13 protein-coding genes are annotated in these 13,225 nt (G+C 69.5%); all 13 read right to left on the reverse strand.

Annotation, left to right across the window (positions count from 1 at the left end; all coding sequences use genetic code 11):
- Positions 1-111: 111 nt before the first annotated feature.
- Genes AC07DI_RS02130 through AC07DI_RS02190 form a run of 13 tightly spaced genes read right to left on the reverse strand, consistent with a single transcriptional unit; the run spans position 112 to position 13,225 of the window.
- Positions 112-1,899, reverse strand: a complete 1,788-nt coding sequence (locus AC07DI_RS02130; RefSeq protein ID WP_478901568.1) for a carbamoyltransferase family protein — start codon at positions 1,897-1,899, stop codon at positions 112-114.
- Positions 1,896-2,309 carry a pentapeptide repeat-containing protein gene (locus AC07DI_RS02135; RefSeq protein WP_478901569.1) on the reverse strand — a complete coding sequence of 138 codons (414 nt, stop codon included), beginning with the start codon at positions 2,307-2,309 and terminating at the stop codon, positions 1,896-1,898. The genes AC07DI_RS02130 and AC07DI_RS02135 overlap by 4 nt, the downstream gene beginning before the upstream one ends.
- 7 nt (positions 2,310-2,316) lie before the next feature.
- Positions 2,317-3,354, reverse strand: a complete 1,038-nt coding sequence (locus AC07DI_RS02140; protein ID WP_384259983.1) for a BtrH N-terminal domain-containing protein — start codon at positions 3,352-3,354, stop codon at positions 2,317-2,319.
- Positions 3,351-4,106, reverse strand: coding sequence for a DNA alkylation repair protein (locus AC07DI_RS02145; protein WP_384259980.1), 756 nt, complete (start codon positions 4,104-4,106; stop codon positions 3,351-3,353). Before AC07DI_RS02145 ends, AC07DI_RS02140 begins: the two co-directional genes overlap by 4 nt.
- Complete coding sequence (locus AC07DI_RS02150; RefSeq protein WP_384259978.1) at positions 4,103-5,599, reverse strand: B12-binding domain-containing radical SAM protein; 1,497 nt, start codon at positions 5,597-5,599, stop codon at positions 4,103-4,105. Before AC07DI_RS02150 ends, AC07DI_RS02145 begins: the two co-directional genes overlap by 4 nt.
- Positions 5,600-5,608: 9 nt before the next feature.
- On the reverse strand, positions 5,609-6,487 hold the full coding sequence (locus AC07DI_RS02155; RefSeq protein ID WP_384259975.1) for a carbon-nitrogen hydrolase family protein: 879 nt from the start codon (positions 6,485-6,487) through the stop codon (positions 5,609-5,611).
- Entirely contained in the window at positions 6,487-7,191 is a 705-nt protein-coding gene (locus AC07DI_RS02160; protein ID WP_384259972.1) for a class I SAM-dependent methyltransferase, read from the reverse strand. Before AC07DI_RS02160 ends, AC07DI_RS02155 begins: the two co-directional genes overlap by 1 nt.
- Positions 7,181-8,554 carry a coproporphyrinogen-III oxidase family protein gene (locus tag AC07DI_RS02165; protein WP_384259970.1) on the reverse strand — a complete coding sequence of 458 codons (1,374 nt, stop codon included), beginning with the start codon at positions 8,552-8,554 and terminating at the stop codon, positions 7,181-7,183. Before AC07DI_RS02165 ends, AC07DI_RS02160 begins: the two co-directional genes overlap by 11 nt.
- Complete coding sequence (locus tag AC07DI_RS02170; protein ID WP_478901572.1) at positions 8,554-9,525, reverse strand: ABC transporter ATP-binding protein; 972 nt, start codon at positions 9,523-9,525, stop codon at positions 8,554-8,556. Before AC07DI_RS02170 ends, AC07DI_RS02165 begins: the two co-directional genes overlap by 1 nt.
- Positions 9,518-10,336: an ABC transporter permease gene (locus tag AC07DI_RS02175; protein ID WP_478901574.1), complete on the reverse strand. Its 819-nt coding sequence runs from the start codon at positions 10,334-10,336 to the stop codon at positions 9,518-9,520. The genes AC07DI_RS02170 and AC07DI_RS02175 overlap by 8 nt, the downstream gene beginning before the upstream one ends.
- Positions 10,333-11,184 carry a carbon-nitrogen hydrolase family protein gene (locus AC07DI_RS02180; protein ID WP_478901576.1) on the reverse strand — a complete coding sequence of 284 codons (852 nt, stop codon included), beginning with the start codon at positions 11,182-11,184 and terminating at the stop codon, positions 10,333-10,335. The genes AC07DI_RS02175 and AC07DI_RS02180 overlap by 4 nt, the downstream gene beginning before the upstream one ends.
- 48 nt (positions 11,185-11,232) lie before the next feature.
- Positions 11,233-12,402 carry a tyrosine decarboxylase MfnA gene (gene mfnA / locus AC07DI_RS02185; protein WP_478901578.1) on the reverse strand — a complete coding sequence of 390 codons (1,170 nt, stop codon included), beginning with the start codon at positions 12,400-12,402 and terminating at the stop codon, positions 11,233-11,235.
- 1 nt (position 12,403) lies between these two features.
- Positions 12,404-13,225: a carbon-nitrogen hydrolase family protein gene (locus AC07DI_RS02190; protein WP_478901579.1), complete on the reverse strand. Its 822-nt coding sequence runs from the start codon at positions 13,223-13,225 to the stop codon at positions 12,404-12,406.

Genomic DNA, 13,225 nt, shown 5'->3' on the forward strand with positions numbered 1-13,225 from the left:
GCCCACGGCCGAGCGGTTCATCGCACCGGTGTGGCGGCTCGGCCACCTACCGTAGGGCGAATCCTGAGGATGTCACGCTCATCGGCCGCGCCCGCCCCGCGCCCTCCCGTTTCACGCCTCCGTGGAGCGCCGTACGAAGAAGTTGTCGAGTACGAGGTGGTCCATCTCCGTGTTCAGGAAGCAGGCGATGGCGTCCACGGGTGAGCAGACGATCGGCTCTCCCGCCACGTTGAACGACGTGTTGATCAGGCACGGCACCCCGGTCCGCTCGTTGAACCGGCGCAGTACCTGCGCGAGCCTCGGGTTGCTGTCGTCGTTGATCGTCTGGATGCGGGCCGTGCCGTCCACATGGCAGGCGCCCTGGATCAGCTCCTGGTACTCGGGGCGCACGGGGAACACGAACGTCATGTAGGGCGAGGAGTCCTTCTTGCCGGTCTCGAAGACGTCGGACGCGCGTTCCTCCAGCACGACGGGGGCGAAGGGCCTGAACTGCTCCCGCTGTTTGATCCGCTCGTTGATCAGGTCCTTGATGCCGGGGAAGCGGGGATTGGCGAGAATGCTCCGGTTGCCCAGGGCGCGCGGCCCGTACTCCATCCGTCCCTGGAACCAGCCGACGACGTTCTCGTCCCGCAGGAGTTCGACGGTCTCGGCGGGCACCCGCCCGGCGTCGACCTCGCGCCATTCGACCTGCTGCGCGAACTTGTCGAGGGCGGCCAGGATGTCGTCGCGGTCGAACTCGGGCCCGAGATAGGGGGACTTGCCGGGGCGGGGATCGTCACCCGCCTCCCGGCTCGCGTGCAGGGCGGCGCCCAGCGCCACACCGACGTCGGACGCCCCGAAACTCACGTCCATGTCGGTGAAGCGTGAGCCCTCAAGGAGCTTGGTGTTGTTCACGCAGTTCAGTGCGAGGCCGCCCTCGAAGACGAGCCGCGGCAGGTCGCTCCGGCGCTCAAGCACCCCCAGCTGCGCGGCCGTCACCACCTCGATCATCTGCTGGGCGGCGCTCGCGACCCGTACGCGGAAGTCGAAGTCCTCCCGCTGCGAGGGTCCCGCGTCGAAGATGCGGTCGAACAGGGCGTAGTAGGCGGGGACGGCGCTCGCGGGGTACGGGATCGTGTACGTGCCGTCGGGCAGCAGTTCGACCACGTGCTCCAGGAAGGGGTTCTCGGTGGGGGGCGGCGCGTAGCCGGCCAGGCCCATCACCTTGTACTCGTCGTTGTTCGGCATGAAGCCGAGGTACCTGGTGACCACCGAGAAGAGCATGGCCAGGGAGTGCCGCGAGTCGATGCTCACGTCGTCCAGGATCCGCACCTCGCCGTCCCGCACCTCGCCCATGATCGCCGAAAGCCACTCCGCGCGGCCGTCGCTGACCACGAAGGCGGTGTCGCCGCCACCGGCCAGGTGGTAGCCGGTCATGAGGTGGGCGAGGTGGTGGGGCACCAGCTTCAGCTTCCGCGGGTCGAGGCGGTGGCCGGTGTGCTCGAAGAAGTCGGCGAGGATCGCCTCCTCGCTGAACAGGGCCGCGTAGGTCTCGGCGAGGCGCTCGAGGCGGGAGAACTTCTGTGCCGGGCTCGCCGTACCGTCCTCGGTGATCTCCGCGATCATCTTGTCCATGACGTCGTCGGAGAACTGCCAGGAGAAGGCCACGACGTCGACGTCGTCGAGGGTGACACCGCCCGTCTCCAGGCACCAGCTCACCGCGTCGGCGGGGAACCTGGACGTCTTCTTCACCCGGATGAGCCGTTCCTCCTCGACCGCCGCCACCAGCTCGCCGTCGACGATCAGGGCCGCCCCGGAGTCATGGCCGAACAGCAGGTGACGGTCGATGCCGGTCGCCCGGTAGAGGCGTGCGAACAGCTCCTCGGCTTTGCCGAATCCGTTGTAGCCCAGGACGATCATTGATGACTCTCCTTGCCTTTCGACGGCCAGATGGTGAGGTAGTCGGAGATGACCTGTGACCGCGTGAACGAGGGGTCGAGGTGCGCGCCCGTGAGATCGGCTCCGCTGAGGTCGGCGCCGTCCAGGTCGGCTCCGACGAGGCGGCAGTTCACCAGGTCCGCGCGGATCAGGTAGGCCTCGCTCAGGTCGGCGCCGTCGAGGTCGGCGCCGCGGAGATCGGCTGACATCAGGTACGACGCGCGGAGCACGGCTCCGCGCAGGTCGGCGTGGGCGAGGTCGGTATCGCTCAGGTCCGCGCCCGACAGGTGCGCGCCGCGCAGATCCGCCCGGTGACCCTCGGCCCTGCGCCGTCGTACGTACTGGTTCCACATCGTGGGCCCCTGCTTCAGGGCCTCTTCGTCGGCGTCCATGTCTCTCCTACACGGTCGTCAGGCCGGCCAGGGCCCGCTTCTCAAGATCCATGGACGCGCGGACCGAGGTGACGACCTCGTCGACGAGACTCTTCAGCTCGGCGTCGTCGGCGCAGGCGCTGCGGGCGAGGAGCGCCTTCCCCAGCCCGGTCCAGTGCTCCGCGCTCTGGCCGAAGAGGTCGGCCGCCTCCGCGTACCTGGGGTTGTCGCAGTGTTCGTGGACGGTGCTGAGGAACCGGGCGATCACGGGCCGGAACATCCCGCCTCCCGTGCCGAAGGACTCGATCTGGCGTCCCAGGTGCAGGAGCTGCCTGGCCAGCGCGCTCGTGGTGATGACGTTGCCCTGGAGGTCGACGTCCTCCACCTCGCCGCGCTTGTTCGCCGGCCAGGAGGGGGCGGTCGTCGTCAGGACCTTCATGGCGGGGATGCCCAGGCTCCGGCTGCCCGGCCTCAGCACCTCCCGGCTCAGGGTGCGCACGGCGACGGGCCCCACCAGGTCGAGCCGGGGCGAGTTGCGCGGCGCGCCGAAGGTGTAGGTCCGCCAGTCGGGGTTGAGCGGCGGTGAACTCCGGCTGGAACGCGCCGCGTTGAGGTCGTCGGCGCTCACCCGCACGCTGCTGTCGAACGCCGGGTCGGAGACCTCGAACTCGCCCTGACCCGTCGCCCGGACGACGTTGACGAAGTAGCCGCCGAACGAGGCCCTGCCCTCCAGACCCCAGTACGGCATGAGCCCGATGTCGACGCGGGTGGTGACGGCCGGCACGGCGTCGAGGAGCGCGGCGAGGCCCGCTGCGGACTTGGGGGTGTGCGCCTGGACCTCGACGCCGAGGAGCCGCGCCGCCCGCAGCGGCATGACCACCTGCTTCCCGACGACGATGTCGGGCGTGTTGCCCCGGGTGGGGAAGTACGAGAAGCCGAAGCCGCCGTCGAGCCCGAAGATGACGTGCTCGTCGATGTCGTGCCCTGCGGCGGCCAGGACGTTGCGCTGGCAGGCACTCTCGCTGTGGATGCCGGGCCGGTGCACGTAGCCGTTCGTATCGCTCATGCGCGCACACCTCCGTTGAGTGCCATGAGTACGGAGCGGTCGTGGGCGCTCATCCCTTCGAGCGCGTACCTGAACGTGTCCCGCCGCATCCGCCCGTGCCAGGTCCGCAGGTACTCGTCGACGGCCTCCGGATGGACCTGGGCGGTGACCTTGAGCAGCCACCCCACGCCCTTCTGGACGTAGAACTCGTCGTCGGCCATGAGCGCGGTGCAGTTGTCGAACACATGGCTGACCGGGAGTTCGTAGACGGTCCTGCCCACGGTCCGGCGCACGAACTTGACCACCGCGACGTTGGCGGCCCGCCGGGCCCATGGGCCGCCGTGGATCCACGTCCGGGTCCGGGGGATCTCGTCGAGGTGACCGAGGAGGTAGGGGTAGAGCAGTTTGAGGCACAGGTCGTCGCACTGGGCCCAGTTGGTGACGTGCTGGTCGAGCCAGGTGCGGGCGTGGTCGAGCAGCTCGCCGCCCAGCTGCTTCTTGGCGGCCTTGTGCAGGAGGGCGAAGCCGGCGAGCGTCTCCTCGTGGTGCGCGGACTCCCCGATGAGCGTGTCGGCGATCGCGAGCCGGTCCGCGGGCGAGAGGTCCGGATGGTCGCCCACCCAGCGGTATGTCAGGTCGGCGACGGTGCGGTTGCCCACACCGAGCGCCGGGACGGGGGCGGGGAAGTAGCGCTGCATCCTGTCCGCGAACGCGGGGTCCGCGTGGCGTGCGAGCAGCTCCCGCAGTGCGGTGGCTGCGGTTTCGGGTCTCATGCGGGCGTCCCGAGCGTGAGGGCCACCGGCTTGGCCTTCGGCCGGGCGGGCCGCAGCCGCGGCTTGCCCGCCATCGCGTAGGTGTACTCGCGCTGCATCTCGGCGACCGTCTCGACCGAGTACTGGGCGCGCTCGCTCAGGGTCTGGCCGCGCAGCCCCCACCACAGGTACCAGTTCTTGTGGCTGAGGTAGGCGTTGCGCACGAAGTCGAGGGTGTCCCGGTCCCGCACGATCTCGGGCTCGACGTAGTAGGCGGGGACGAAGGTGCCCTGGCCATCCTCCATGATGCCCGCCTTCACCGCCTGCTTCAGGAGCTTGGTGCCGCTGAGGATGCGGATGCCTAGGTTGGCGTAGATCTGGGCGGGGTTGAGGTAGCGCTCGGTGAAGTCGATGGACTCGCGCAGCGCCGCCGAGGTCTCCCCGGGGCCGCCGAGGAAGACGCAGTGCGTGTGCTCGATGCTGCTGGCCGTGAACCACCGGTCGACCTCGACGACACGGGCCAGGTCGAAGCCCTTGAGCAGGTCGGCGAGGGCCTCGTCGGTGAACGCGTCGGTGCCGAGGTCGACCCGGATGCAGCCGGCCGCGGCGAGCAGTTCGATGAACTCCGGGGTGACCGCGTTGGGTGTCAGCTGGCAGTACCAGGGAACGTCGAGCTTGGCCTTGACCATCTCGTTGCACACGTCGGCGGCGTAGTCGAGCGGGAAGTTGAAGGTGGCATCGACGATCTCGAACTCCTTGACCTCCGGGTTCTCCCGCATCGCCCGCTGGATCTCGTCCACCACCGCCGCCGGTTCCTTGAAGCGGTTCCCCTTGCCCTCCGTCTTGCGGATGATGCAGTAGGAGCAGTACAGCTTGCAGCCGCGTTTGGTCTGGAGCGTCTCGATGGCGGGCTGGGTGTCCCGGGTGAGGTCGGAGGCCGCGGAGACTCCCTCCTCGAAGTAGCGGGGGTCGTACAGGGACCGGTCGGGCACCAGCGCCCCGATGTCGAAGCCCGTGTTGGGCGGGTTGTGGACGAAGTGGCCCTCGTCGTCGACGTAACAGAGGCCGGAGATGGTGTCGAGCGACCCGCCGACCTCCAGGTACTGCAGCAGCTGCGCCATGCCGACCTCGCCCTCGCCGGCGATGCCGAAGTCGGGCTGGGCGTACTCGAAGAAGGCGAGGGGTTCGACGGAGAAGCCGGAGCCGCCGAGGACGACCTTGGCCTCGGTGTACTTGCGGACGCACTGCACGATCTTCTCGGTGAGCGGGCCGAAGAAGATCGGGTCGACGAAGGTGAGGTTGTCGAGGTTGCGGACGGCGATCCCCACCACGTCGTAGGTGGTGGAGGTCAGCTTCTCGCGCACGGCCTTGAGCTCGCGCGACTCCCAGAGGAGGTCGAGGACGTCGACCTCGTGTCCGGCCTTCTTGACGGCGGCGCCGATGTAGGCCATGCCGATCGGCAGGGCGGGACGGGGAACGCGGATCTTGTTGGTGGAGATCAGGAGGACTCGCATTGAACGCTCCTACGTATGGAGGGACGCCGTGGCCGGTGCCGTGGCGGCGTCGGTGACCGGCCGCCAGTAGGTGCCAGGCTGGGCGTCGCCCCGCAGTGTTGCCTTGTCCCGGTAGCGGCGCATCCGGTCGATGTCGACCTCGACGACGCCCACGCCCTCGCCCTCGGCGAGCAGCACCATGCGTTCGTCGCCGTCCTCGAAGTCGAATCGCTCCGACTCCAGGAAGAGGGGGTCGGCCAGGATCTGGCTGCGCCCCATGTAGCCGAAGCCGGCGTAGAGGTTGCTGCCGACGCCGGAGGCGAAGGCGAGCACGCACTCGCCGTCGACCGCCCGCACCGGCAGTCGCATGTCGACCAGGTACGTGAACATGTCCGGCACCAGCGCGGAGCACACGACGATGTCCACCGAGCGGCGCAGGTACTCCCTGGTCACTTCGGGGAAGTTCACGTCGTAGCCCTGCATGAGGCCGATCCGCCCGATGTCGAGGTCGAACGTGGGGTACTCGCTGCCACCGGACAGGTAGCGGCTCTCCAGCTCGTGGCGGTGCACGCGCCGGTAGGTGCCGCGCAGCTCGCCGGTGCGGTCGATGAGTACCGAGGTGCTGTAGTACGCGGCGTCCTCGCCCCGCTCCAGGAGCCCCGCGACGATATGGACGCCCTGCTCGGCGGCGAGGCGGCACAGGTGGTCGGTGGCGTCGCCGGGGATGGTGACCGCCACGTCGGCGACCTCCAGGATGTTGCCGGAGGTGAGGAAGGCCTCCGGGAGGCAGACGAGGCCCGCGCCCTCGGCCGCGGCCTGCTTGACGTAGCGTTCGGCCCGCCGCAGGTTTGCGGGCTCCCGCCCGAGTTTGGACTCCATCTGGACGACCGCGATCTTGAGTCGGCCCATCACATGCTCACCGGAACGACGGGGCGGTTGGAGATGACGAGGCCCAGGTCCTCCTCGACCACGTGCCAGTCGTCGAGCCCGGCCTCGTGCAGCAGTTCCCGGATCTGCTCCGGCGAGTAGGCGGCCTTGAGCGAGCGCATGAACTGCTCGCCGCCCTCCTTGACGAACTGGAGGATGAACGTGATGTGCCCCTCTTCGGCCAGCCGGTTCACGTCCTCGATGAGGACCGTCCCGCCGGGCTTGCAGATGCGCGCGGCCTCCTTGAGCGTCTCCACGGGGCGGCGCCAGCGGTGCAGCGAGGAGAACGAGTAGACGATGTCCGCGGAGTCGTCGGCGAAGGGGAGCCGGCTGAGCTTGGAGTGCTCGAACTCGACGTCCCCCGCCGTGTTGGCCCAGACGCACAGCGTCAGGTTGTCCTCGGCGACGTCGACGAGGTTGTTGTGCTCCTCGACGCCCGACACGGCGACTTCGGGCAGCCGCCCGGAGACGTGCAGGGAGAGGAGTCCCGTGTTGAAGCCGATGTCGACGAAGTCGGTCATGCCCTCGCGGTGGGCCGCCAGGATGCGCTCGGTCGGGCGCTTGTACGCCATCAGGGCGGAGCGGCGCATGCCGAGGTCGTACGCGCGGACGGCCTCGATGTCGGTGTAGGGCTGCGTCAGGGGGACCCGCTCGGCGAGGTCCAGCAGCGGCGCCTCAACAGTCATTGCAGCCTCCTTCAGAACCAGCGTTGACAACAGCGAGGGGAAGGGCACGCTGGGGCGAGATGAAGCCGGTGATGTCGGCCCCCAGGTGCTGCGGATAGCGGCGGAACTCCGGGGAGTAGAACGCCTTGGAGATGTTGTCGAGGTAGTACCAGCCCTTGGGGCCCGTCACCTCGATGCCGTCGTCCTTGACCTCGACGAGGCCCTTCTCGACGAGGTCGGAGATCTCGTCGGCGAACATCTCCATGAAGTCCACGCCGTGCAGCCGCATGAAGCGCTCGCGGTTGACCCGGCCCGCCTTGACGCCGAGCACCATCGACCTGCGGATGGCCTCCGGCTTGGGGATGTGCCGCCCCATCGAGATGGGCAGACGGCCCTCCCGCACGGTCTGGACGTACCGCCCGATGTCGGGTTCGTTGAAGTACCAGTGCTCACGCAGGTGGCCGGTGGCGGTGGGGCCGAGCGGGATGATGGGGATGTCCTCGCTCCAGGACGTCTCGCCGTACTTGGGCTGGAAGCCCGGCTTGGCGAAACAGTCGCCGTAGTAGCCGAGGAAGCCGTTCTTGGTGAGCTTGTCGGCGGCGAAGAAGAACATGTCGTCGACCGTCTGGCGGTCCGGGACGGGCGGCAGCTTGCGGCGCTTGGTGGAGACCTGGGCGAACTCCATGTACGTGTAGAAGGACACGCAGGTGACGCCGAGGTCGATCGCCACATCGAGGCTGTGCTCCCAGCCCTCCATGGTCTGCCCGTTGATGCCGTGCATCAGGTCGATGTTGATGTTCTCGAAGCCGGCCGCCTGCAGCAGGCGGATGCTGGCCTTGAGCATCTCCGGGTCGCTGGGGCGGCCCAGGTTCTTCAGCTCCTCCTCGACGAACGTCTGCACACCGAGGCTGATGCGGCGCACGCCCCGTTCGAGCAGCACCTTCGCCTTGCGTTCGGTGATGTCGATCGGCGTGGTCTCGATGGAGAAGTCGGCGTCGGGCGCGAAGTTGAAGCTGCTGTGCAGGTGCCCGAGCAGGTCGTCGAGCTGCTGGGCGGTCAGCGAGGTCGGCGTGCCGCCGCCGATGTAGCCGAGGGTGATCGTGTGGTCCTGGATGTAGGGCCGGTTCGCGTAGTTGGTGATCTCGGCCTTGAGGGCGTCGAGGTAGGCCAGGGTCAGGTCGCGCTCGGTCTGGAACTTGATGTACGGGCAGCTGAAGCAGAGCCGGTTGCAGAACGGGATGTGCATGTACACACCCATCGGCTTGGTGGTGAAGACCTCCTCCTCGGTGACCATGACGTGCTTGGTGGGGTACTGCCTGACCCACTCGCTGTCCCGCTCCGGATATTCCTTCCAGAACGGCATGCTGGTCGTCGTGATGCTCATCAGCTCTCTCCCAGTCCTTCGTGGTGGGCGATGGTCCGGACGATCTCCGCGAGAGTGGCCCGGTGGTAGAAGGCGGCACGAAGCCCGATGCCTTCGGCGTGTGCGAGCGAGACGATCTCTCCGAGCGCCTCGGGGTGCTCGCCGTCGGGCAGTTCGATGTCGGCGCCGGTGCGTGTCGGACGGACCGCCCGGACGCCTTCGTGGCTCTGGAGGAGCCGTTCGGACCAGCTCTGGAGCGGTCCGGGGTCGGCGTCCGGATACGTTTCGAGGGCGAGGCGCGGGTTGCCCGCCGAGCGGGCGATGTCGTCCAGCGAGGCGCCCTTGGCCTGTCGGCCCTTGTGCAGGACGACGACGGAGTCGGCCAGGGCGTCGAGTTCCTGGCGGTGGTGGCTCGCGTAGAGCACGCCGACGCCGTCCTTCTTCAGGTTGGCCAGCAGTTCGAGGAGCGTCTGCCGGGCGCCGGGGTCGAGGCCCGAGGTCGGCTCGTCGAGGATCAGCAGGTCGGGGCGGTGCGCGACGGCCGTGATGATGTGCAGCTTGCGCTGGCTGCCGCCGGACAGCGTCCGCACGTACTGCCCGGCGTAGCTCTCCAGGTCGGCCAGGGCGAGGAGTTCGGGCAGCCGGGCGGGTTCGGCCCGGTGCAGGCGGAGCTGATGGCGTACGTACGCCTCGACCGTCACTCCGTCGGGCAGCTCCTTCGACTGCTGTACGTAGCCGATGTGGCGGCTCACCTTGCCCCAGCGCCTGGCCTCGGTGCCGCACACCCGCACGTCGCCGGCCCGGGGTTTGAGCAGCCCGGCGATGAGCCTGATGAGGGTGGTCTTGCCCGCGCCGTTGGACCCGATGATCGCGACGCCGTCACCCGCCCCGACGTCGAACCCGATGCCCTGAAGGCCGAATTCGGGGCTGACGCGGTAGGCCAGGCCGGAGACCTGGAGCACCGGGACGCGGTTGTCGTGTGCGCTAGCCACGGCCGATCCTCTGTCTGAAGGCGTACGCCGACACACCCACCGCCACGACGGCGTAGGCGACGGCCAGGACGATGGTCTCCACCGACGGCGACGGGCCCTGCCCGGTGGCCGCCCTGAACAGCTCGACGTTGACGGAGAGCGGGAGCCGTTCCATGACGTCGCCCACCCACCCCAGGTTCTGCAGGGGGAAGAAGACACCGGCGAAGTACATGAGCGGGATGACGATGATGTTGACGACGGCGGGGAACGAGATCTCGTTGGAGAAGGTGGCCACGACCACACCGAGCCCCGCGAACGCCAGACATCCGGTGACGAAGGCGAGGGTGGCGAGCGGCACGGAGTCGACGGCGGCGTCGAACACCAGGAGGCCGAGGAGCAGGACCGCGGCGAACTGGAAGAGGCACTTCAGGGTGACTCCGACGAACCGCGCCAGGAGGAACCCCGAGTACGAGAGGGGCGAGAGGATCAGGTCCTCGATGGTGCGCCGGTTCCGGTCGACGATGATCGTGTAGCCGACGGAGTACGTGCAGCTGAACATGATGCCCGCGGCGAGGATGCCGGGGAACACGAAGTCGAAGAAGTTGGCCGCGTCAGCGGTGGGGCTGTCCATCTGGTCCGTGGCCGCGCCGAAGGCGAGGACCATCGACACGGACGTGAGGAAGGTGGAGACGGCGTACAGCCGGTTGTCGAAGAACTGGCGGAGGTCGAGGGCCACGAGCCGGAACACGTCGCCGAGCCACTCCGACACGCTGAAGCCGGAGCCTGGTGGTGACGCCTGGGCGTCGCGCCTTCGGTAAGCCGGTGCCGTCACGGCCCCTCCCAGATGTAGGAGGTGCGCCAGGTCGCCTCGGTGTCCGCACGGAACGGCAGCCCGGCACTGGTCTTCTGCCGCCTGCGCGGGTACAGCGTGGCGGTCGCGACGCCCTCGCGGCTGCGGGCCGGGACCTCCGCGAGCACATCGGCGTCGTCGTCGGTGACGCCTTGGGTCAGGCCGTCGACGATGCAGCTGCGGCCCACGTACGGCATGCCCACGAAACGGTTCTCGCCGGAGCCGCTGCTGAACACGAGGGCGGTGGCGTTGTCGGCGGCGCGGGCCCGGGCCAGGGTCCTGACGTGGTGCGAGAAGTCGGCGAACAGGGCCGCGACGCACACGACGACGTCGACGCCCTGGGTGAGGAAGTGCCTGCTCGCCTCGGGGAAGCGCAGGTCGTAGCTGACCTGGAGGCCGATGCGGCCGATCGGGGTCTTGACGGCGTCGACGGGCTCCCCGGCCGCCAGGTAGTCCCGCTCGCCCGCCCACAGACAGGCCCTGCGGTACAGGCAGAGCAGGTCGCCCGAGGGGCCGACGAGGACGGCGGTGTCGTAGATGTCCCGGCCCTCCGAGAGGAGCACGCCGGCCGCGATGTGCATCGTGTGCCGCTGCGCCTGCTCGGCGAGGAAGCTCATGACGGGGCCGTCCAGGGGCGTCGCGTCCTTGCGCAGCGAGGGGAAGTTGACTCCGGTGGCGAAGGACGCGGGCAGGCAGGCCAGGCCTGCGCCCTGCTCGGCCGCCGAGGCGAGCAGGTCCGCCGCGCGGGCCTGGTTCTCCTCGCGCCGTCCTGGGTCGATCCGCGTCTGGACGGCGGCAAGGGTGAGTCCTTCTCCGCGGAACAGGCTCAACGTGGGACTCCTAGGGGATCGGGATCGTCGTGGCGAGGGCGGGAGCCCTCATCCGGCCGCCTCCGCCCGGACTTCGTGATCGGCCTTGACCAGGGCGGGCAGGAACTCGTCGATGACGTCCCGGGTGACGTGCCTGGCCACCACGAGGCGAAGCCCGTCGTCGAAGCGCCTGGAGGTGGAGACGATCCAGCCCGCGGAGTCGAGGCGGCGTGACACCTCGGCGGCGTGCGGGACCCGGGCGACCACGATGTTCAGGTCGGGTTCGACGAGGAGGTCGTACCCGGCCTCGGCCAGCTGCGTGGTCAGGTAGCGGGTGTTCTCGTAGTTGGCGCGGGTGACCTCGACGAAGCCGTCCCTGCCGAGGTGTTCGAGTACGGCGTAGGTCGCGACCGCGGCGCTGCCGGGGCGGGTGCCGAGGAGCGTGGTGTGCGCGGGGGTGTCGAGGAAGAACGAGTCGGCCTGGTACGCCTCCTGGTCCCGGAAGAGGATCGCGCCCGCGGGGACGTTCGCCAGGCCGTACTTGTGGGGGTCGATGGTGATCGACCGGACGCCGTCGACCTGGAAGTCGAACTGCGGCAGCGGGCGGCCGAGTTCGCGCGCGAACGGGATGATGAAGCCTCCCGTGGCCGCGTCCACATGCAGCCACACCCCGCGCCCGGCGAGGGCGGCGGCGATGTCGTCGACCGCATCCACCACCCCCAGTTCGCTGCTCCCCGCGGTGGCCACCGCCGCGATGGTGTGCTCGGTCACCGCCGCCGCCACGGCGTCGGGCGCGAGCCGCAGACCGTCGTCGACGGGGACGCGCACGGGGGTGATGCCGAGGGCGGCGAAGATCTTGTCGAACGAGAAGTGGACGGTGCTTCCGACGACGACTTCCGGGCGCTCCGTCAGCCGTCCGGAGATCCGCGCCTCCTGGCGGGCGGCGAGGACGGCGAGCAGATTGGCCTCGGTGCCCCCCGAGACCAGGCTCCCCGCCCCCCGGGGGTGGCCGAGCAGGTCCAGGAGGAGCGCGACGACCTTGCGTTCGATCCGCTTGGTGCCGCGGAAGATCCGTACGTCGCCGAGGTTGGTGTGCGCCGCGGCGTGGGACATCTCGACGGCCAGCGGATGCGGCTGGGTGCAGATGGAGTTGAGCACCCGGGGCCAGCGGACGTCCTCGGCGAGGGCCGCGGTGATGTCGGTGCGTACCGCGGATTCGGGGAGACCGGCTCGGCGCATGTCAGCTCCCCGCGTCGACGGCGGCGCCGGAGGGGTGCTCCCCGTCGGCGAGGCTCGTGTACAGGTCGGGCCGCCGCGCCCACAGGCCGAACCACAGGGTCTCCTGGAAGCGCAGGTCCGGCTGGCGCAGGTGGCGGATGTGCGCCAGGTCCCAGGCGGCGCTGACCACGGCCTCCTGGGTGCCGGCCCAGGCCAGGAAGCCGTCGGGGACGGCGACGCCGGAGCCGCCCGCCGATGGCGCGTCGAGCGCACTGGCGAGGGCGATGCCGACGGTGTTGAGCGTGGCGAGGCCCCAGACCGCGGCGTGCTGGCTGTCGGTCGCCGCGCCACTGGTCGAACCGGCCACGAGAAGGAGCTCGGCTCCCGCGAGGCACTGAATGCGGGGCGGCTCGACCAGCCAGAAGTCCGGGCCGAGCAGCACCCCGACCCGGCCGTGCTCGGTGTCCACCACGGGGAAGTCGTCGCCGGTGAGGGTGCGGCCCCGGTCGTCGACGGCGCGCCGGACGACGGCACGGACCTCGCCTGCGGGGTCCAGGAGGTGGGTGACCTGGTGCGGGCTCCCGCCGGGTCCGTGCTCCTCGGCCCACGATCCGGTGAGTACGTAGGTGCCGTGGCGCCGGGCCAGCTCGGCGAGGCGTTCGAGGGCCTGGTCCCGCAGCGCGGCGGGCAGTGGGCCCGCGGTCGCGGGGGCGAAGGCGTTCTCGGGCAGCACGACGAATCCGGCCCGGGCCGTGACCTTGGCGTCGAGGTACTTGAGGACCGCGTCCACGGTGCTCTGCGCGTCGGCGTGGCGGCGGTACTGGGCCACGAAGATCCTGGTCAT

It is taken from the genome of Streptomyces sp. NPDC044106 (genome assembly GCF_056433985.1).

Bases quoted from the DNA above. Each gene is read 5' to 3' on its own strand.
- AC07DI_RS02140 (WP_384259983.1), bottom strand. From the start codon at position 3,354: ATGAGCGATACGAACGGCTACGTGCACCGGCCCGGCATCCACAGCGAG.
- AC07DI_RS02155 (WP_384259975.1), bottom strand. From the start codon at position 6,487: ATGGGCCGACTCAAGATCGCGGTCGTCCAGATGGAGTCCAAACTCGGG.
- AC07DI_RS02190 (WP_478901579.1), bottom strand. From the start codon at position 13,225: ATGACCAGGATCTTCGTGGCCCAGTACCGCCGCCACGCCGACGCGCAG.
- AC07DI_RS02160 (WP_384259972.1), bottom strand. From the start codon at position 7,191: ATGACTGTTGAGGCGCCGCTGCTGGACCTCGCCGAGCGGGTCCCCCTG.
- AC07DI_RS02145 (WP_384259980.1), bottom strand. From the start codon at position 4,106: ATGAGACCCGAAACCGCAGCCACCGCACTGCGGGAGCTGCTCGCACGC.
- AC07DI_RS02150 (WP_384259978.1), bottom strand. From the start codon at position 5,599: ATGCGAGTCCTCCTGATCTCCACCAACAAGATCCGCGTTCCCCGTCCC.
- AC07DI_RS02130 (WP_478901568.1), bottom strand. From the start codon at position 1,899: ATGATCGTCCTGGGCTACAACGGATTCGGCAAAGCCGAGGAGCTGTTC.
- AC07DI_RS02135 (WP_478901569.1), bottom strand. From the start codon at position 2,309: ATGGACGCCGACGAAGAGGCCCTGAAGCAGGGGCCCACGATGTGGAAC.
- mfnA (WP_478901578.1), bottom strand. From the start codon at position 12,402: ATGCGCCGAGCCGGTCTCCCCGAATCCGCGGTACGCACCGACATCACC.
- AC07DI_RS02165 (WP_384259970.1), bottom strand. From the start codon at position 8,554: ATGAGCATCACGACGACCAGCATGCCGTTCTGGAAGGAATATCCGGAG.